An 18752-nucleotide genomic window follows, 5' to 3' on the forward strand; every position below is an offset into this window, starting at 1 on the left:
CGTACTCGGCTACGACGGCCAGCTCGTAGAGATCGAAGCCATCGCCGCCGTGCTCGATTCCTGAGCCGGCGGACCATCCCGCAAGGGCGACCAACCGCCTTGCCCGCGTTCTGGCTCCGATCACGACCGGAGCCAAATGAGGAGGGCGGCAGCGGTGACGGTGCCGAGATAGACATACCCGCGCTTGTCGTAGCGGGTGGCGACGGCCCTGAACTGCTTGAGCTTTCCGATGGCCCGCTCCACCGTGTTGCGATCTTTGTAGCGGTCCTTGTTGAAGCCCGGGGGCCGTCCGCCGTGCGACCCCTGGCGCAGGCGGGCGGCCTTGTGGTCTTTCTTCTCCGGGATCACGTGCCGGATGCCGCGCTTGCGGAGGTAGGCGCGGATCTTGCGGTTGCTGTACGCCTTGTCGGCGCCCACGCTGTCCGGGGTGCGGCGGGGACGCCCAAGCCCCGTGCGGGGAACGCGGATCTTGTCCATGACCAGCTCGAACTGGGTGCAGTCCGCCCGCTGCCCCGGGGTAACAAGCAGGGATAACGGCCGGCAGCGGCCCTCCGTGACGATGTGGATTTTGGTTGTCAGTCCGCCACGGGAGCAGCCGAGGGCCTCGCCTGGTGCACCGCCTCCGCCAGCAGGAGCCGCACGGTCATGTGCGCGTGCAGGCGAACTGATCTTTGTGGCGCCCCCTTTGAGGAGCCAGGTGGGGCGGGAGGCGGGTTCGTGGGTGCGCCAGCGGCGTGCTGGTGGGCCCGCACAGAGGTGGAGTCAACGTTGACGTTCCAGTCGAGGTCGCCCTCGGCGTCGGCAGCGGCCTGGACGTGCTGGAGGAATCTCTCCCAGGTGCCGTCGGCCGACCACAGCAAATGCCGCTTGTGGACTGTCTTCCACGGACCGAAGCGTTCGGGCAGTTCACGCCACTGCACCCCGGTGCTGAGTCGGTGAATGATTCCGTTCATCACCTGCCGGTGATCCCGCCACCGGCCGCACCGATTGTTGCTCACCGGCAGCAGCGGCTCCAGCACGGCCCACTCCTCGTCAGTCAGATCCCCCTGCTGAGCATGCCCAGAACAACGAACTACTTGATCGAAGAGACACGGCCTAGCGCGTGCGGTGACGCCGCCAACTGGCGCTTTCAAGGGCGAATTCACCCAAACAGCGCCGCCGGCGACGCTGGCGTCGGGTGGCTCTCGCGGTGCCCATCAAGCCCTCGTCCGCGCATCCTCAGCGTCCATCAAGGTGCACGAGAAGCCTGCCCAGGCTCGCCCGCCGACGAGGCCGCGCGAATGAGCCCAAGAATCCGCCGCCGTACTTGGTCCAATGGCGCGGATCTCAACCCACGACGAGCGCCCTCCCCGGGCCGTCTCATGGCCGTGGAAGGGCGCTCAACAATGACCAAGGCTGGCAAAGGTTGTTGCCGGTGTCTCAGGTTCTCGGATAGGCGCGCGACAGATAGCCCCCGGCGGGGCGCTGGCTTCCGTCGCGCTTTGCTGCCTCCTCCGTGGTGACCTGCGATAGTCCAGGCCAGTGGCTCACTGGCTCACCAGACGGGGCGGATCGGCCCCGGTGGCGTAAGCCGGGTCAGATCGGCGACAAGTTCACTGAAGCGCGCCTCGCCCAGCGCCTCTCGCCATGGTACGACGGCGGCCCGGGCCGCCTGGTCGGCGGCGCGAGTGGCGGCCCAGCCGGCCTCGGTCAGCCCCAAGAGGCGGGCGCGGGCATCGTGGGGGTGCGGATGCCGCACCACGTACCCCTTGCGGACCAGCTCCTCGACCAGTTGGGCGGCGGCCTGCTTGGTCACCCCCAGGTGCTCGGCCAGGTCGGCCGTAGTGGCGCCGCCCAGGGAGATGCGGGCAAAGGCGAAGCCGTGCGCAGGCCGCAGGTCCTCGAATCCCTGCTGGGACACGCGAGCGTGGATCTCCTGCACCAACTGTCCGGAGAGTGCCAGCACGAGTGCGGAGAAGGCCAGAGCGTCATCCATGGGCTTGACTATAACTCGTCAAGCTGCTTGTCTTCATGGACAAGTTGCTTGTCCATATGGAGGCTGACATGCCGTTCATCCGCAGTGACGAGGCCGTCGTGCACGAGATCCACGGTGGCCGCTTCGTTTCCTACATCCGTCCGGGCACGGGCAGCCGGGACCTCGCCGCCTGGCGCTGCGAGATCCCGGCCGGAATGGTGGGTCCGGCCCACACGATCAGCCACGAGGAGACGTTCTACGTCCTCTCCGGTCGCCTCCGGCTCACCATCGGAGGCGAGACCGCCGAACTCGGCGTCGGTGACGCGGCGATGGCTCAGGCAGGCTCCGAGCTGACGGTTGCCAATACCACCGACCAGCCCGCCCACATGTGGGTCACTACACGTGTCGGGCTCAGCGCCAAGCTGGCCGACGGCAGCACCATCACGCCACCCTGGACCAATTAGGCCCGCAGAGGATCGGTGCTCACGTTTCATGGATCAGCGCCATGCCAGAGCGATGGACACGGCAAGATCGAACAAGGCGGGACAGCGGGGGCCGCTCCCGGAACGGGTACGGCCCCGCTGATCATCGATGCTTGTGAAGACATGCGAAGAGTCGGTGGCCGCAGGTCACAGCATAGATCCCGCCCGTTGGCGGGACGCGTTCGAGGCCCTGACGGGTCGTATCGCGGGCCGCTTCGCGCGGGTCGAGCCCCGGCGCCGGGCCGGGCGGCTGGCGCTCGGCCTGTTGGCGGATCTGCCGCGCAAGATCTGCTGGACGATCGCGGAGCGGGTCGGGGATGCCGCGCCGCACGGGATGCAGCACTTGCTGTGCCGGGCCTCCTGGGACGCGGACGCGGTCCGTGACGATCTCCGCGACTACGTGGTCGAGCACCTCCACGACGCTGCGGCCGTGCTGGTGGTCGAGTCGATGAGACCGGCGACGTCAAGAAGGGCAAGCACACAGTCGGCGTGCAGCAGCAGTACACCGGAACCGCAGGGCGGATCGAGAACTCACAGGTCGCCGTCCACCTCGTCTACGCCGCTTCGCGCGGGCACGCCGCGGTGGACCGGGAACTCTACGTTCCGCGGTCGTGGACCATCGATCCCGACCGCTGCCAGGCGGCGGGCATCCCCGAGGACCGGGCCTTCGCGCCCAAGCCGGAGCTGGCCACCGCGATGATCGAACGGCTCCTCGACGCCGGCATCACGCCTCCTGGGCGGCCGGGGACGAGGACTACGGCGGCAACCCGAAACTGCGGGCCGCACCGGAATCACGCGGCATGGGATACGTCCTCGCCGTCGCCTGCTCGGACGAAGTCGCCACCGGCGCAGGAAAGTTCAGGGCCGACACCCTGACCCGCAAGCTACCCAGGCGGGCCTGGCAGAAGCTGTCCGCCGGGGCAGGCGCGAAGGGCCACCGGTTCCATGACTGGGCCGTCATCGACACCGCCGACCCTGGCCCCCGACAGCGCCGGCTGCTGATCCGCCGCAACCGCCACACCGGCGAACTCGCCTACTACCGCTGCTACTCGCCCCGGGCCGTACCGCTGACCATGCTGGTCAAGGTCGCCGGTCAAGATGGCGGGTGGAGGAGACGTTCCAGTCCGAGAAGAGCCTGGCCGGACTCGACGAACACCAGGCCCGCCGATTCGCCTCCTGGACCCGCTGGGTCACCCTGGCGATGCTCGCCCACGCCTTCCTCGCCCTCGTCCGGGCCGACGAACACATCCGCACCCCCGGCCCCGCCAACCCGATCCCGCTGTACTGCAACGAAATCCAGAGGCTATTCATGACCCTCATCGCTCAGCCCGTCCAGGACGTGGCCCACCGGCTTGGCCGGTCCGACTGGCGACGCCGCTACCAAGCCCGAGCGCAAACCGGTCACTACCGGCGGCAAGCCGCAGATCAGACATAAAGATCACGATCTACGACTGGAGTATTAGCCTCGCGCCTTCATGAAACGGGCTGTCCGGCAGGCGGTCAGCCCAGCGAACAGTGCCTCTGACCAGCGGGCATGAGGATTGTCGAGGCCGTCGTTCCCGCACCAGCCGGAGTCACTTCTCAGGTGAGCAAGCCGTCAGGCTCGGGTGTGGACGTGATGCTTCACAGCCGCCGGACGCGCAGCACCCCTGTCTGCATCGGGAGAGTGAACTCGCCGCGGGCGGTCTCCAGTCGACTCGCGAGGAAGGCGCGGATCCGGTCCAGCGTGGCCTCTTGTTCCTGTTCTGGCATGACCAGCACCCCAGCGCGCGTCGCGAGAGTCGCGACGAGAGAGTCGGCGGTGCGGCGCTGCCCGTAGGGGAACTCGGCCTGCTCCGGTGAGCCGAACCGGGCGGGTACGCCATTCTTTGGAAGGTGCATGTCTGCCGTCTCGGCGCGCCAGCTGGCGGGCGTGTCACGCGGGCCGATGGCCGCGCTCCCGCTGACCCGCGCGAGCCCGGAAACCCACTCGACCCCGTCGTCCATGACGTTCCACAGACCTGCCAGGATGCCGCCGGGCGCGAGGACCCTGGCGATCTCGGGTCCCGCGACGGCCATGTCGAACCAGTGCATGGCGTTGCCGGCCAGCACGGCATCGACAGACGCGTCCGGCAACGGTATCGCCTCGGCACTACCCGGCAGGGCATGGACAGCCGGCAGCGAGCGGCGCAGCTCGGTCAGCATCGCCGAATCGGGCTCGACTGCAATGACTTCGGCACCCAGCGCGACCAACGTGCCGGTCAGCTTGCCGGTTCCGGCGCCGAGGTCGAGCACGCGCGGCCCGGACGCGGGCTCAAGCGCCCACCGCACCGCGGCCTGCGCGTAGTCCGGACGGTGCTCGGCGTATGCGACCGCCGCCACGCCGAACGACGAGGAATGAAGCAGCCGTTCATCCTGATCCATCCGGCTACCGTATCGATGCTGCTGACGGTCGGCTACCCCGCGCCACCACTGCGGCGGCGGCCACCCGATACCGCTCTGAGAAGCGCCTCTGACCTGGGACGATGAGACTTGTCCAGGGTCCTGGTCGTCGTCAAGAAAGCTGCACTCCTCGGGTGAAGAAGCGTAGTGGGTCCTACCCGCCTGTCCGTGTCGTGGGCGGCGGCCGCTCGGTGGCCCCGCAGGCCGGGGCGGTGCTGTTGGTCGAGACGGTACGCAAGTCCGGTCTGGACGGCGCGATATCGGCGGCACTCGCGCCGTGGCGCAAGCCGCGGGCGGTGCACGACCCGAGCAAGGTCCTGCTGGATGTCGCGCTCGCGATCGCTCTGGGCGGGGATTGCCTGGCAGACACGGCGATGCTGCGGGCCGAGCCCGAGGTGTTCGGCCCAGTTGCCTCCGATCCGACCATCTCCCGCGTCATCGGCGCTCTGGCCGCGACCGGCCCGAAGGCGCTCACGGCGATCCGCTCAGCCCGTGCCGAAGTACGGGCACCCATCTGGGAGTTGGCTGGGGCCGACGCTCCGGATGCCGACGAGCAGCTGATCGTGGACATCGACGGAGTGCTGGTCCTCGCCCACTCCGAGAAGCAGGACGCCACCGCGACCTGGAAGAAGACCTTCGGTCATCGTCCGCTTGTCGCGTTCGTCGACCACGGCCAGGACGGGTCCGGCGAGCCGGTGGCCGCCGTGCTGCGGCCCGGCAACGCGGGCTCTAACACCGCCGCCGACCACATCGAAACCACCCGGCTCGCTCTGGCCCAGCTGCCCGCATCGTTGCGGCGGGGACGCCAGACACTGATCCGCACCGACTCCGGCGGTGGCACCCATGCCTTCCTTGGCTGGCTGTCGCGACGGGGCCGGTGGCTGTCGTATTCCGTCGGTATGACCATCACCGACGCCATTCATCAGGCCGTGCTGAAGATCCCGAAGCGGGCGTGGACGCCGGCCTACGATGCGGGCGGCGCCGAGCGGTCCGGCGCCTGGGTCGCAGAGATCACGGACATGCCCGACCTGAGCACCTGGCCCAAGGGCATGCGGCTGATCGTCCGCAAGGAACGGCCGCCCCCGGAGCCCAGTCGCGCTTCACCGACATCGACGGAAACCGTCTCAACTGCTTCGCGCCCAAGACGAAAGGTGGTCAGCTCGCCGACCTGGAACTGCGTCACCGCAGACGGGCCCGCTGCGAGGACCGCATCCGAAACGCCCGCGACACCGGCCTGCGCAAACTGCCCCTGCACGACAGCGCACAAAACCAGATCTGGTTGGAGATCGTCTCCCTCGCACTCGACCTCCTCGCCTGGATGCCGATGCTCCGCCCTGACCGGCGACACCCGCCGCTGGGAGCCCAAGAAGCTCCGCCAGCGACTGTTCTCCGCCGCCGCGCAACTCGTGAGCACTGGCCGCCGCCGCTGGCTCCGGCTGTCCACCAGATGGCCGTGGACCGACGTCATCGCCCACGCAATCACACGGCTCCAAGCTCTGCCGAACCCCGGCTGAACCCGCACCACCACACCGGGCAGTGGAACCCGGCGCCCACCCGACACGAGAGCCGGGCCGTCAACCTGCCCTGGCCCCGAAACGACCGCACCACACAAACACACAGCCCCCATCAACGAACTGACGGGGACTCATGAATGATCGAGGTTAGCCACAGGTCACAGACTTGATTGGTTACATGCACCCAGGTCGCACCCCGGCGGGGGTCACTTCTTCGGAAACTGAGATCATCGGGGAATGACAGGCGCGTATCTACCCGCAGGGTGGACTCTCCAACAGATCCGCGACGTGTCCGGGGATCAGCAGGCCACTGCCCTGAACACCAGCCGGACCGTGATGTGGTGCGTGCCGGACGCCGAAGAGGTTGTGCATCCCGAGATCGTGCTGCGGTTTCACAGCTTGTGTCTGGTGAAGCCCGTCCATGACAACGACTGGTACATGGGCAGCCTGAACGATGACGGATCGATCGACTGCTGGAGTGCCTATGACGATCTGTACGAAGCGCTGCGCGGACTGTAGCTGGTACGAACCGATCTCTCTCTCGGCAGTGCGAGAGACAAGCTGTACAGCAGCGAAGTACAGCAACCGTGATGGCCTCGGCCGATCGCTGCAGGCCGCAGGGCCACCGATGACCAGCCGAACAGACCTCGACAAACCGCTCCGCCGGTAGTTCGCAACGAGGGGCTGCCGTGCCCGCTGTGTGCCCGAAGGACCGGTAAACCACGGGGAATTCGGGTGCGCGACGGGGTCACGGCATACGACGCTCGGGGTGCCATCTCAGAGGTCAGGGCGGCGATCACCCCCTGATCGACCGGTGATCCCCAAGGTCAGAGCGCGGGTTCGATTCCCGTCGCCCGCTCCATGCATGAGACCCAGGTCAGTGGCCTGGGGCTTGTTGGTTGTCCAGATCATTTCCAGCTCGCATGCCAGGCCGCTCCGGTGAACGGCCGGACGCCTGTGCTGCGTTCTCCGGTTCAACGGGCTCGTTCGCTGCGTACGGGTGGACGTATCCCGTCTCGTCGAAGGGCATGGACCAGTTCCAGGCATCGTGGCACTCGCGCGGCATACCCTCGCCGGCCCCGCCCGGTGCCCCAGGCAAACGGCCCACGCACAGTCGGTCAACTGACCCTGGTACCCGCCAGGGGCTTCTCAGGGTTGGCTCAGGGGCACCCCGGATGATCCGACGATCTGGGCTGGCGAGAATCGACGTAGTTCCTGAAGTATCTGTGCCCCCTGTTCGTCCCTGACTGGAGACCCGCATGCGCCGTTCCTCGACCCTCGCCGTGGCCGCTCTGACGGCCGCCACCATGGCATTCGGCGCGGTTGCCCCTGTGCAGGCGGCGCAGGGGCCTGCGGACCTGGACCCCACGGCGTTGCACGAGGCGATCGCGGTACACCCGGGCGACGGCGTGGCAGGTGCTGTGGCCCGGGTGAGCAAGGCGGGGCAGACGTGGCATGGGGCGTCCGGGGATCTTGTCACCGGCAAGCCGGTCAAGGACGAGGCCCACTTCCGTATCGGCAGCATCGCCAAGACATTTGAGGCGGTGGTGCTGTTGCAGCTCTCCGCAGAGGGCCGGGTGGATCTCGACGAGACGGTGCAGCACTACATGCCGGGGCTGCTGCCGGAGACGTTCGAGCCCGTCACCGTACGGCAGTTGCTCAACCACACCAGCGGCCTGCCCCAGGACTTCGAAGGCGCACCCGCGCCGCCCCAGGACGAGGTGATCGACAACCGCTTCGACTACTACACCTTCGACCAGGTGATCCAGCAGACGCTCCGGCCCAAGGGCAGGCCCTGGCCCGGCCCGCGCTTCACGCCCGGGACCAAGCAGGAGTACAACTCGTTCGGCTACCGCATCGCCGGGAAGCTGATCGAAGAACTCACCGGCCACTCCCTCAAGCGCGAGATCACCGCCCGCGTCCTGGTCCCGCTGAAGATGCACGACACCTCCGCGCCGGCCCATAACGTGCAAATACCCCGTCCCTATCTGCCCGGATACGTGCCCGACAGCAAGGGCGAGCTGGTCGACGTCAACGAGCAGGGCGGCAACCCCTCCAGCATGATCTCCACGACCGTCGACCTCGATCGCTTCATCACCGGCCTGTTCAACGGCCGCCTACTGCGCCCCGCCCAGGCCGCCGAGCTGCGTGCTCTGCCCCGTGGCGCCGACGGCAGGCTGCTCCCTTACGCAGACGGCTCCAACTGCAACATCGGGCCGGACAAGGGTTCGGCCTGCTACAGCATCGGGCTGATGTCCTTCCCGCTGCCCGATGGCTCGGTGATGTGGGGCAAGACGGGAAGCGACCTCGGTTACACAAGTGGGGTCTTCGCCTCCCCCGATCTGAACCGGCGCGGCGTCTACGCGGTGGGCACAGCCTCTTCCGACACCAACGCCGCCTCCAGCATCGGCAAGCGCCTCGCCCTCGCCGCCTTCAATGACTGAGGCGTAGTTGGCGAGTGGGGCAGGGACACTGCCCCAGGTCGCAGGAATCCGCCCTGCCCAACGGATGGGAGCTGCGGATACGCATGCCGTGCCGCCACTCGACGTGGACCTCCCTTCACGTAAGCAATCCACGCAACGCCGGGAGTAGCGCTCATGGCGGACAGCGCTCATGGCGGACAGTGCTGCTGCCTCGGCGCCGAAGCTCCGATTTCGGGGAAGCGTTGCCCGCCGTGCCGGTGCCGTGTCAGTGCCGTGCCGTGCCAGGACTGGATGGAGAGAGTGCCGCAGGCGTTCCTGCTGCGCGAAGGGGGCGGAAGGGGGGAAGGGCAGCTCGCCCCGGTGGCCTCGACCGCCGCGCCGACCAGGTTCTGCCGCGGCACGCGTGGGTCGCTACCTCACCGGCGGTTAACGGTACGGAGGGCAAACGGTCGCAGCTCGCCCTGGTCGGGATGGAGCGTGCCGAACCCGGAGAACGGCACCGGATGCCCGGACAGCGCCTTCGCCAGGACCCAGGCGGTCGCCGACCCCCAGACAAGATGCTGACGGGAAAGCAGCATGGTGACCTGGTGCGGTCCGGCCGAGCCCTCGAACTCCAGCAGCGGTAGGAAGAACGGGTCCGGTTGCTTGAAGACCAAGTGGGCCAGCCTGAGGGAGTTGGACATGCCGCCAGCCTTGATCGCCTCCTGGGCCCGCGGGATGTCCTGGAGCGCCGCCGGCTCAAGTCTCAGTCGGAACGTGCCGGTGAAGTAGAGCCAGACGCCGTCGCCGTACGGCAGCTCCTCACCGAGCAGCAACAGGGCCGGGCCGAAGGCAAGTCTGTGCTGCGTGGCCAGGTACCGGTGCAGCCGACGGAACTGGTCCACGGCTGCGTCCTCGTCACCGAGACGGTGGCGGTGGGCGGCGTAGATCGCGGCGATCTTGCTGAGGCTGAAGTAGCTGAGGGACCCGAGGAACCACTCGTCCGGCCGCGTGAAACCCCTCAGGTCGGACGCGAACGCGTGCAGTGCCCCGGACCGAGTCGGTCGGGCGGCCTCCGGAGCCGGCTTCCACCGACCGGTGCCCAACGTCTGCTCGATGAGCCACTCGGTCGCGATGCCCAGCGCGTCCGCGGGGATGCCGAGCTTCGCGAGGCAACACTTGAGATCGGGCAGCGGGAACTCGGCCACGTCCTCGTCCTGGCGCGGCGGAGCAGGCGGCGCAGCGCCGAGGTGGACGTTGACGTTCAGCGTGTGGGCCTGGAAGACCGCGCCGGCCGTCCCGCCTGACATCGTGTTGTCGACGCCCCCTGTGTGGTCCTGCATCCCACCACCAACTCCCTTTCATTCCCGCCCAGTTACCTCCATGGGAGCTGTCGAGCCTAGCCGCCCGGGCGCGGCCGCCGGTAACCACGCAGCCATGGGTTGTCAGCCCATGGGGTGAAGGCCAGCAAGATCCGCGGGAAGTGCGACGGCGGTTCGGCTGGTGCGCTTGCCGAGCGCGGGGATCAGGGAGTTGCGCTGCGCGGAAGGCTCGCCCCGGGCGCCCAGCCGAGCGTTGCCCGACCAGGCGCGACAGCGGTGCGCAGTGCAGCGCATAGCGGGTGAAGTGAACGGTTCGGTGAATAAGGGGACATCGATAGCTGTTTTCGGTCAGAGTGCGGCCTGTGACGCTGGGTGCGCGGCGGATCGGTCTTGGGCGACGACTGGCGGGAGGCACATGGCGCGCCGGGGCACAGCGCATGCCGAACATCCGGTAGTTGCCATGATCTGACGGAAAATTTCCTGTCTGAGTGCGCAAAGCGTGAAGAAAACCGACTGAATCTGTGCTCTGTGTTTTGACTGTTGACCGGCTGGTCCTGGAATGTCACAGGCATGCCCGTCAGACCCCGAGCCGCGAACCGCGGCCCGCTGCGCATGCGCGACTTCCGTCTTCTGCTCGCCGGAGCCGCGGCCGGACAGCTCGGCGCCCAGGTGACCTTGGCCGCGCTGCCGCTCGTAGCCGTACTCCAGCTCAACGCACCCGCCTTTCAGGTGGGTTTGCTCACCGCCGCCGAGACCGCCGCGTTCTTGCTGGTCGGGCTGCCCGCGGGGGCCTGGGTCGACCGGATGCGCAAGCTGCCGCTGCTGATCCGGGCCGACCTCGTACGGGCCATCGCCATGGCCAGTGTCCCGCTGGCCGCCGTCGCCGAGGTGCTGACGATGGCACAGTTGTACGTCGTCGCCCTGGTCACCGGCGTGGCGACAGTCTTCTTCGACGTGGCGCACCAGAGCCTTCTGCCCCAGCTGCTGCCGAAAGAGCAGCTGGTCGCGGGCAACGGGGCGCTGGAGACGGTCCGTTCTTCGGCGCAGGTCGCGGGCCCGGGGATCGGCGGTGGTCTCGTGCAGCTGCTCGGGGCACCGCTGGCCATCGTGGCGGACGCGGCCGGCTACGCCGTCTCCGCCCTGTTCCTGTGGCGTATCAAGCGGCCGGAGAGCCGCCCGCAGCGCGTGCCGGGGAGCTCGCTGCGTACCGACGTCGCCGAGGGGCTGCGCTTCGTGTTCGGCCACCGCCTGCTTCGGTTGATCGCCGCGGCAACCGGGCTGGCCAACCTCTTCTCGGCGATGCTGATGGCCACTCAGGCCGTCTTCCTGGTCCGGGTGCTCGGCCTGGAGCCCGGAGCGATCGGCCTGGTGCTGTCCGCCGCCGCGGTGGGCGGGCTGGCCGGCGCCCTGTGCGCGGGCCCGCTCGCCGCCCTGCTCGGCCAGGCCCGGATCATCTGGCTGTCCACGCTGGTCACCGGACCCTTCGCACTGCTGTGGCCACTGTCCGGGCAGGGCGCAGGGGCGGCTCTGTTCGCCGTCGGCTCCGGTGTGGTCTTCTTCGGAGCGGTCGTCTACAACGTCGCTCAGGTGAGTTTCCGTCAGGTCCTGTGCCCGCCGCGGCTGCTCGGGCGGATGAACGCCACCCTGCGGTTCGTGATGTGGGGCACCCTGCCGCTCGGCGCCCTGGCCGGCGGCGCGCTGGCCGACGCGTTCGGGGCTCGTGTGGCACTGGTGTGGTGCGCGGCCGGGTTCCTCGTCGTACCGCTGCCGTTGCTGCTCTCCCCGCTGCGCCGGATGCGTGAACTGCCGGACGCCACCGGGGACACGGACACGGAGCTGCCGGTCACCGCCACGGGTGAGGACGACGACAGCCCGGCGTGCGCCGCCGGCGAGCCGGCCGAACCCGCGTCCCGCGGCTGAAGCGGCCCGCGCCCCCGCTCGCGCCTGGCCGCACACCGCACCGGGCCCCGCCCGCGTGCCCCCCACTCGCTGCCTGTCGCCCCGGTCGTCCCGGTGGCGCGGTCTGCCATGACAGAGAGGTTCCTGTGCTCAGCATCACGCGCCAGTACCTGGCCCGCTACCACCGGCTCGACGACGGCGACGGGGCTCCGGCCTCGGGCCTGCTGCCTGTCACCGGCGCCCAGCGTCGCTTCGTGCTGGTGCGGTCCATGGACCCGGCCGGTCGGCCGGATCTCGTGCCGATGTTCTTCTCCTTCCCGCGCGGCACGGTGGACCCCCGGCGCCTCGCCGCGGCCGCGGAGCACCTTGCGGCGCTGCACCCCGTTCTGCGCGCCCGGCCGGCCGTGTTGCGCGGCACCCCCGTGCTCCGGCTGGCGCAGCCGGATGTGCCGGTGGTGCAGGTGCCCGCCGCATCGGGCGAGGACGCGGCCGCCGCCCTGCGACGGGCCCTGCGCGACTGGGCTCCGCAGGGGTCGCCGCTGCGGCTGTTCCTGGTGCAGGACGGGCCCGCCGGCGAGCGGGAAGTGCTCGCTGTCGTGCTGGAGCACACTGCGTGCGACGGTCGGTCGCTGGCCCGGATCGTCGAGGAACTGGGCGCCGCCTACACCGACGGCGTCGGGGGCGGCGGGCCGTCATCCGCCGATGTCGACGCCGAATTGGACGCCTACCGCGAGGCCGTTCTGCTCCAGCTGGACGCGGAGGAGCGGGCGGGCTCGCCCGCGGCGATGGAGTACTGGGGCGACCGGCTCCGCGCGGTGCGTAAACAGGCGCCCGCGCCACGGCCGGAGATCTCGGGCCCTGGCACGCTGCCGAGCGGGTCGGCCGAGCTGCGGATGCCCGCGCCCGACGCCGGGGCGTCGTTCCCCCGGCTGCTCGACGCCTGCCGCGCGGCCGCGACGGTGCTGTACGGCAGCGGCCATGTGGTGCCGCTCGGCTATCCATGGGGTGGCCGTCCGCCCGGCGCGGCCCCGGTGCTCGGGTGCTTCCTCAACACCGTGGTCTTTCCCACGGCGACGGGGGCGGCTCCCGCGTCACCGGAGGAGACGGCGGGGGCATGGTGGGACGACCTGGACCATGCCGGTACCCCCTTCGACGAGGTGGTGCACGCCGCCCGGGCCGCCGGCTCCGGCTGGGCCGGCCATCTCGACGGGCTGCTGACCGTCGACGACGCCCGGCAGCGCCCGCCTCTGCGCCTGGGCGGCGTGACCGGCCGCGAGATCCACATCGACGGCAGAGCGGTCCGCGGTCCCTTCGCGGTGTCCGTCACCCAAGGATCCGAACTGCACGTGCGCATGGCGTGGGATCGCGCCGTGCACTCCGATGACACCGCGAAGGGCGCCCTCGCCGCGCTCACCGACGCGCTGCGCGCGCCGGTGCCGACGGCCGGCTGATCGTCCGGCCCACCCTCACCTCAACCCATACCTCCAGGCCGGCCGCGCGATCCGCGGCCCGGTCTGCCCACCGCGCGGCCGGCCCGACCAGGCCCGGCCGCCACTCCCCCGACCCGACAACCTCAGGGATCGCCCATGCTTCCGCTCTCCTCCTCGCAGGAGATCGTCTGGCTGCACGAACAGGTGCAACCGGGCAGCCGCGCCTACAACTTCACCGCCGCACTCGACCTGTGGGGCACCCTCGACACCGAGGCCCTGCGCCTCGGACTCGCCACCGTCCTCGACCGGCACCCCGGTCTGCGGCTGGAACTCGTCGCCGTCCCCGGGGCGATGCCCGGCCAGCGGGTCGCCGAAGACTGCCGGCCGCGGCTGCGGACGGTGGACCTGAGCGGGGAGCCCGACCCCCAGAGCGCCTTCGAGGAGCTGCTGCGCACCGAGGCGGAGACCACGCTCGACACCTACGAGGCGCCGCTGCTGCGCTGGACACTGGTCCGGCTGGCGCAGCACCAGCACCGGCTCATTCACGTCGAACACCATCTGATCCACGACGGCCACTCGTTCGCGATCCTGCTGCGGGACGTCTTCACCGTCTACCGGGGCCACGTCCTGGGCGAGTCGGTCGAGCTGCCCGCGGCGCCCACGTACGCCGATTACGTCCGAGCCGGGGCCGAGCGCCGCGCCACCGACGAGGACCGGCGCGCCGGCCTGGACTTCTGGGCCGGTGAACTGCGCGATTTCTCCTACGACATGCCGCTGCCCGGGCTGGCCCGGCCCGGCTCCCGGCGCCGGCATCACGGCGGCCAGCTGCGCCAGTCGATCGGCGCGGACCTGGCCGAACGCCTGCGGGACCACGCCCGTTCGCGCGGCCTGACTCCCTTCGCCACCCTTCTTGGGCTCTTTGCCGAGCTGCTGCGCCGGCACAGCGGCCGCTCCCAGATGGTCATCGGCACCGCGGTCGGCAACCGGCCCCGCGGGTTCGAGGACACGGTGGGCATGTTCGTGAACACCATCCCGCTCCCGCTCCGGCTCGACCCGGCCGCGCCGGCCGAGGAGTCCATGGACGAGGTGACCGACACCCTGATCCGCGCCCTGCCGCACCAGGAGGTGCCGGTCCAGGAGCTGACCCGCGCGCTCGGTCTGCACACCTCCGGCGCGGACAACCCCTTGTTCAGCGTCATGTTCAGCGCACACGACGCCGAGCTGCCCGAGATCGATGTGCCCGGACTGGACATCACCCTCTTCGAGGGGTTCAACACCGGCACCACCCGCTTCGACCTGGACGTGGTGCTGCTGCCGGACGACCGTCGCGGTGTCGGCCCCCGGCACGGGGCGCCGGGCATGACGCTGGTCTGGGACTACGACGCCGACCTGTTCGGCGAGGATGTGGCGAAGCTGCTCGCCGGGCGGTTCGTGGACCTGCTGCGGGCCTATCTCGACGCCCCCGGCACGGTCCTCGCCGACCTGGCCCTGCCGCCCGCCGAGGCCGTCGCGGCCACCGCGCCCCGGGCGACGGACCGCGACCCGCTCGACCCCGCAGCCGCCCACCACCCCGCGCTGCCGGCACTCCTCATCGGTGCCCGCCGGATCACCTACGGCGACCTCGACACACAAGTGGACTCGCTGGCACGGCGGATGCGTCAGGCGGGGGTGACGGCCGGTCAGCCGGTGGCCGCCGTACTGCCCCGTGGCGCCGATTCCGTCGTGACGCTGCTGGCGTGTCTGCGGACCGGAGCGGTGTACTGCCCGCTCTCGCCGTCCGACCCGCCGGCCCGGCTGGAACTGCTGCTGAACCGCCTGGGCCCGGCCCTCGTCCTGACCTCCGCCGACACCTGCGTCACCGTCCCCGCCGGTCTTCCGACGGCCCCGGTCGACGCCCCGGCCCTCCCGCCGGCCCGGAACGCCGAGGTGATACCCGGCGCCTCGTACATCATTCACACCTCGGGCTCGACGGGCATACCCAAGCCGGTCGCCGTCGGGCATGCGGCGCTGGAGAACCATCTGACCGGCGCGGCCGAGCGGTTCGGCCTGGGCCCGGGTGACCGGGTGCTGCTGTTCGCCCAGCCGTCCTTCGACGTGGCCCTCGAAGAGGTGCTTCCGTCGCTGTACGCCGGCGCGTGCCTGGTCGTCCCCGAACACGAGGTGCCCACCGGCACCGAGCTGACCGAACTGCTGGCCGCCGGCCGCGTCACCGTCGCGAACCTGCCCACCAGTTACTTCCTCGCCACCCGCGAGGACGTCCGTCCCGCGCTCCGCGACGGCCGGTGGACGCCACGGCTGCTGGTCCTCGGCGGTGAACGCCTCCCGGCCGATGTGCTGCGCGCCTTCCTGGCCGACACCGACGCCACCGTGCTCAACGTCTACGGCGTGACCGAGGCCGCCATCAGCTCCACCGTCCACGAGATCACCCGCGACGACCTCACCGACGGGGCGGAGATCCCGCTCGGCAGCGAGCTGCCCGGCGAGCGGGTGCATGTCCTGGACAGCTGTCACCGTCCGCTGCCGGACGGCGCGGTCGGTGAACTGGCCATCGCCGGCGCCGGGCTCGCCGAGGGGTACGTCGGCAACCCCGAGGCCACCGCCACACGGTTCGTCACGATCGAGGCCCTGGGCGGTGAGCGGGTCTACCTCACCGGTGACGTCGGCTACCGGGGCCGCGACGGGCTGCTGTACTTCCTGGGGCGCCGGGACAACCAGATCAAGCTGCGCGGCTACCGCATCGAGCTGGAGGAGGTGGAGTCCGCCGCCTCGGCCGCGCTCGGCGGCCGGTCCTGCGCCGTCGTACTGGACCGCGAGGCCCCCGGCGGACCCAGGCTCGTCGGCTTCCTGGAAAACGCGGACCAGGAAGCGGACTGGGACGAGCAGGCGCTGCACACGGAGTTGAGCCGCCGGCTGCCGAGCGCCCTGGTGCCGGCGCGGTGGGCGCGCCTCGACACACTGCCGAGGCTGGCCGGCGGCAAGCCGGACCGGGCGGCGCTGTCCGGGCGGGCCGCCGCTCTGGAGCCGGCCGCCCCCGTGGCACCGGCGGTGGAGGGCGGTGATGCGGCCCCGATGCCCGGCGACCCGCTGACGGCGCTGCTCGCCGATGGCTGGCACGAGGTGCTGGGCCACCGCGGCTTCGACGTGACCTCGCACTTCTTCCATGTCGGGGGTCATTCGCTGCTCGCCGCTCAGCTGGCGGCGTGGCTGGAACCACGGCTGGGCCAACGCCCGCCGCTGCGGCTGCTCTTCCAGAACCCGGTGCTCGCCGACCAGGCCGGCGCCCTCGCGGCCGTCGCCACGGCCGTGCAGTCTCCCGCCGCTACGACCATGACCACTGTGACGGAGGCGTGATGACCCAGCCCGACACCGCCCGGCCGACCGCCCCCGCCGGCACCACCGCACGTCCCGCCCCGCAGGACGGCCCGCTCAGCATCGCCCGCGGCATGGCTCCCGCCGACGGCCCCAGCGCGGGCCTGCTCGCCCGCTTCGCGGAGTGGACCGCCCGCTCGCCCGAGGCCCCCGCGGTGATCGACGGGGCCCACACCTGGACGTACCGGCAGATCGACGCCGCCGCCGACGAGGTGGCCGGGGCGCTGCGCGGCCGGGTCCGGCCCGGAGACCTGGTCGGCGTCTGTCTTGACCGTTCCGCGGCGCTCGTGGTGAGTGCCGTCGCGGTCGCCAGGCTCGGCGCCGTCTATCTGCCGCTCGGCCCGCAGCCCGGTGAGCGCCGTGTCGACGCCGTCACCGAGGACCTGAACGTGGTCTGCCTGATCGGTGAGCCGCGCCTGCTGCCGTCCCGCTACCGGACGCCCGACCAGGTGGCGTTGCCCCTGCCCACGGCGGGCGCCAATGCCCCCGCCGAGGCCGTCGCGGCATTCGCCGAGCCGGCCGAAGGCGCGAGGTCCGCACCCGCCTCGGCGTTCTACGCCGTGCTGACCTCCGGCTCCACCGGCCGGCCCAAGGCGGTCGCGGTCGCCGAGCATGCGCTCGGTACGCTGCTCGACTGGTACCGCACCGAGACCGGCCTGGGCCCCGGGGACCGGCACTCCCTGCTCATCGGTGTCGCGTTCGATCCGCATCTGCTGGAGCTGTGGGCCGGGCTGACGTCCGGGGCGGCGCTGGTTCCGGCTCCGGACGAGGTCCGCTGGGACTCGGTGGTGCTCACCGAATGGTGGCGGGCGGCCGCGGTGTCGGTGGCGGTCGCGGCGACCCCGATGATCGAGCCGTTGCTGGACCGGTCCTGGCCCGCCGATCTGAAGCTGCGTCATCTGTTCGTCGGCGGCGACCGGATGCGCCGTCGTCCTGGTGCCGACGTGACCACCACCGTCCACAACGCGTACGGGCCGGCCGAGGCCACCGTCCTCGCCACCACCTATGCCATGTGTGGAACGGACCCCGAGGCGGGCGAGGAGAGCGCACCGCCCATCGGCGGGCCGGTACCGGGCGTGACCGTCGTCGTCGCCGATGCGGACGGCCGTCCCGTCGCCCGCGGTGTGCAGGGCGAGCTGCACCTCGGCGGACACTGTCTGGCCCTCGGCTATCTGGACCCCGGCCTGACCGCGCGCCGTTTCACCGCTCCGCCCGAGGGCGTCGAACTGCCGGGAGTGGACCGCCTGTACCGCACCGGGGACCGGGTGCGGATGCGGGACGACGGGCGGCTGGAGTTCCTCGGCCGCCTCGATGAGCAGGTGAAGATCAGCGGGGTGCGGATCGAACCGGCGGAGGTAGCAGCCGCGTTCGAGCAGGACCCGGCGGTACGCAGCGCCGTCGTCATCGCGCCCCGTACACCCGACGGCCGCGCCCGCCTGGTGGCGTACGTACGGCCGGCCGCCGACGCCGCCCCCACCGCCGACGGTCTGCTGTCGGCGGTCCGGGCCTGGCTGCCCGAGCAGGCCGTGCCGTCGGCCGTACGGATCGTCGGCACGTTCCCCCTGGATGCCAACGGCAAGGTGGACCGGGCCGAATTGACGCGCCAGGCGGCCGCGGACGACATGGGCACGTCCACCGGCTCCGCCCCGGGCGACGGCCGTCCCGACGAAGCCACCTCCGGCGAGCGGCTGGTACTCGACGCGGTGCGCGATCTGCTCGCCCGTCCGGAGACCACTCTGGCGGAGAACTTCCTCGCGGCGGGCGGCACTTCGCTCCTCGCCGCCTTGCTGCTGGCCGTCATCCAGCGGGAGAGCGGGGTGCGACTGCGCGCCCCGGAACTGCTGCGCCAGCCCGACCTCCGTGCCGTGGCGGCGCTCGTCGACGCGCGCCGCGCGGCCCTGAGCCCGGCGGGAGCCTGAGATGGCCATGCACACTCCGTACCCTCACGACACCCGGAAG

Annotated in this window: 11 protein-coding genes and 2 pseudogenes; 9 read left to right on the forward strand and 4 right to left on the reverse strand. The window is 70.6% G+C overall.

The features are described from left to right. Positions 1 to 120 precede the first annotated feature (120 nt). Both DY245_RS43220 and DY245_RS43225 read right to left on the reverse strand, forming a co-directional pair. A protein-coding gene (locus DY245_RS43220; protein WP_425329531.1) for an IS5 family transposase occupies positions 121 to 1040 on the reverse strand; the annotation gives its coding sequence in 2 pieces (ribosomal slippage) (positions 121 to 726 and positions 729 to 1040; 918 coding nt in all). 494 nt (positions 1041 to 1534) lie between these two features. Next, positions 1535 to 1975, reverse strand: a complete 441-nt coding sequence (locus DY245_RS43225; RefSeq protein WP_128512600.1) for a MarR family winged helix-turn-helix transcriptional regulator — start codon at positions 1973 to 1975, stop codon at positions 1535 to 1537. A 68-nt stretch (positions 1976 to 2043) separates the two neighbouring features. On the opposite strand from DY245_RS43225, the gene DY245_RS43230 reads away from it, so the two are divergent. Continuing rightward, a complete protein-coding gene (locus DY245_RS43230; RefSeq protein WP_128512643.1) occupies positions 2044 to 2418 on the forward strand; it encodes a cupin domain-containing protein in 375 nt (124 codons plus the stop codon). A gap of 154 nt (positions 2419 to 2572) precedes the next feature. Then, positions 2573 to 3871: pseudogene (locus DY245_RS43235) on the forward strand (IS701 family transposase). Between the two features lie 188 nt (positions 3872 to 4059). Here the strand turns inward: DY245_RS43235 and DY245_RS43240 are convergent. Further along, entirely contained in the window at positions 4060 to 4839 is a 780-nt protein-coding gene (locus DY245_RS43240) for a class I SAM-dependent methyltransferase (protein ID WP_128512601.1), read from the reverse strand. A gap of 152 nt (positions 4840 to 4991) precedes the next feature. Here DY245_RS43240 and DY245_RS43245 point away from each other — a divergent pair. The 3 genes and pseudogenes from DY245_RS43245 to DY245_RS43255 all read left to right on the forward strand — a co-directional run bounded on the left by DY245_RS43245 (position 4992) and on the right by DY245_RS43255 (position 8815). Further along, positions 4992 to 6371: pseudogene (locus tag DY245_RS43245) on the forward strand (IS1380 family transposase). Between the two features lie 237 nt (positions 6372 to 6608). Next, entirely contained in the window at positions 6609 to 6890 is a 282-nt protein-coding gene (locus tag DY245_RS43250) for a hypothetical protein (RefSeq protein ID WP_128512602.1), read from the forward strand. A 740-nt stretch (positions 6891 to 7630) separates the two neighbouring features. Continuing rightward, entirely contained in the window at positions 7631 to 8815 is a 1185-nt protein-coding gene (locus DY245_RS43255; RefSeq protein ID WP_128512603.1) for a serine hydrolase domain-containing protein, read from the forward strand. A 395-nt stretch (positions 8816 to 9210) separates the two neighbouring features. Here the strand turns inward: DY245_RS43255 and DY245_RS43260 are convergent, their stop codons facing one another. After that, on the reverse strand, positions 9211 to 10116 hold the full coding sequence (locus tag DY245_RS43260) for a hypothetical protein (RefSeq protein ID WP_128512604.1): 906 nt from the start codon (positions 10114 to 10116) through the stop codon (positions 9211 to 9213). Positions 10117 to 10665: 549 nt separating this feature from the next. Between DY245_RS43260 and DY245_RS43265 the strand changes: the two genes are divergently transcribed. The 4 genes from DY245_RS43265 to DY245_RS43280 all read left to right on the forward strand — a co-directional run bounded on the left by DY245_RS43265 (position 10666) and on the right by DY245_RS43280 (position 18712). Further along, positions 10666 to 12015 (forward strand): MFS transporter, encoded by a 1350-nt coding sequence (locus DY245_RS43265; protein WP_128512605.1) that lies wholly within the window; start codon positions 10666 to 10668, stop codon positions 12013 to 12015. Positions 12016 to 12140: 125 nt separating this feature from the next. Beyond that, entirely contained in the window at positions 12141 to 13445 is a 1305-nt protein-coding gene (locus DY245_RS43270; RefSeq protein WP_128512606.1) for a condensation domain-containing protein, read from the forward strand. Between the two features lie 135 nt (positions 13446 to 13580). Next, positions 13581 to 16775 carry a non-ribosomal peptide synthetase gene (locus tag DY245_RS43275; protein WP_128512607.1) on the forward strand — a complete coding sequence of 1065 codons (3195 nt, stop codon included), beginning with the start codon at positions 13581 to 13583 and terminating at the stop codon, positions 16773 to 16775. After that, on the forward strand, positions 16775 to 18712 hold the full coding sequence (locus tag DY245_RS43280) for an amino acid adenylation domain-containing protein (protein WP_128512608.1): 1938 nt from the start codon (positions 16775 to 16777) through the stop codon (positions 18710 to 18712). The genes DY245_RS43275 and DY245_RS43280 overlap by 1 nt, the downstream gene beginning before the upstream one ends. Positions 18713 to 18752 lie beyond the last annotated feature (40 nt).

This window comes from Streptomyces inhibens, from assembly GCF_003389455.1.
Classification (GTDB): domain Bacteria; phylum Actinomycetota; class Actinomycetes; order Streptomycetales; family Streptomycetaceae; genus Streptomyces; species Streptomyces inhibens.

What these genes read in the sequence shown, in the direction of transcription:
- DY245_RS43225 (WP_128512600.1), bottom strand. Translation starts at nt 1,975, where the DNA reads ATGGATGACGCTCTGGCCTTCTCCGCACTCGTGCTGGCACTCTCCGGA.
- DY245_RS43230 (WP_128512643.1), top strand. Translation starts at nt 2,044, where the DNA reads ATGCCGTTCATCCGCAGTGACGAGGCCGTCGTGCACGAGATCCACGGT.
- DY245_RS43240 (WP_128512601.1), bottom strand. Translation starts at nt 4,839, where the DNA reads ATGGATCAGGATGAACGGCTGCTTCATTCCTCGTCGTTCGGCGTGGCG.
- DY245_RS43250 (WP_128512602.1), top strand. Translation starts at nt 6,609, where the DNA reads ATGACAGGCGCGTATCTACCCGCAGGGTGGACTCTCCAACAGATCCGC.
- DY245_RS43255 (WP_128512603.1), top strand. Translation starts at nt 7,631, where the DNA reads ATGCGCCGTTCCTCGACCCTCGCCGTGGCCGCTCTGACGGCCGCCACC.
- DY245_RS43260 (WP_128512604.1), bottom strand. Translation starts at nt 10,116, where the DNA reads ATGCAGGACCACACAGGGGGCGTCGACAACACGATGTCAGGCGGGACG.
- DY245_RS43265 (WP_128512605.1), top strand. Translation starts at nt 10,666, where the DNA reads ATGCCCGTCAGACCCCGAGCCGCGAACCGCGGCCCGCTGCGCATGCGC.
- DY245_RS43275 (WP_128512607.1), top strand. Translation starts at nt 13,581, where the DNA reads ATGCTTCCGCTCTCCTCCTCGCAGGAGATCGTCTGGCTGCACGAACAG.
- DY245_RS43280 (WP_128512608.1), top strand. Translation starts at nt 16,775, where the DNA reads ATGACCCAGCCCGACACCGCCCGGCCGACCGCCCCCGCCGGCACCACC.